Source organism: Acinetobacter sp. 24-47-67, assembly GCF_056779735.1.
Map to the genome: position 1 here is coordinate 1 of NZ_JBWYIK010000034.1, position 501 is coordinate 501.

At 38.9% G+C, this 501-nt stretch carries 2 protein-coding genes; both read left to right on the forward strand.

Going from position 1 to position 501, the window contains the following annotated elements:
* On the forward strand, positions 1 to 226 hold a 226-nt coding region (locus tag AC1M9K_RS14535; protein ID WP_481589630.1), incomplete at its 5' end, for a dioxygenase family protein.
* A 142-nt stretch (positions 227 to 368) separates the two neighbouring features.
* Positions 369 to 501, forward strand: a 133-nt coding sequence (locus tag AC1M9K_RS14540; protein WP_481589643.1) for a CoA-transferase, incomplete at its 3' end; no start/stop codon positions are given.

A 501-nucleotide genomic window follows, 5' to 3' on the forward strand; every position in this document is an offset into this window, starting at 1 on the left:
AACTACGCAGTTCAACATCGAAGGTGATGAATACCTTTGGGATGACTTTGCATTTGCAACGCGTGATGGCTTAGTGGCAACTGCTGTAGACGTAACTGATGAAGCTGAAATTGCTCGTCGTGGTCTAAAAGGTGCGTTCAAACATATTCAATTTGATATTGAATTAGTGAAAGACGTTGAAGGTGCGCCTTCTACTGAAGTTGAACGCCGCCGCGCATCAGCTTAAAAATAATAAAGGGATGGATTTCGCATCCATCCTTTATCTCATTTAACTAAAGAATTTAGACCAATCCAAATCTAATCATTTTGATTTGTTTAAATTTTTGCAAGACCTAAAAGGATATAGATAGCTTTATCTATAAAACGCTATGATTGATAAATCTCAAAAGACTTTAACCGAAGCCCTCTCCCAAATTAAAGACGGTTCAACCATTATGATTGGTGGGTTTGGTACTGCAGGTCAGCCTGCTGAACTCATCGATGGCTTAATTGAACTCGGTA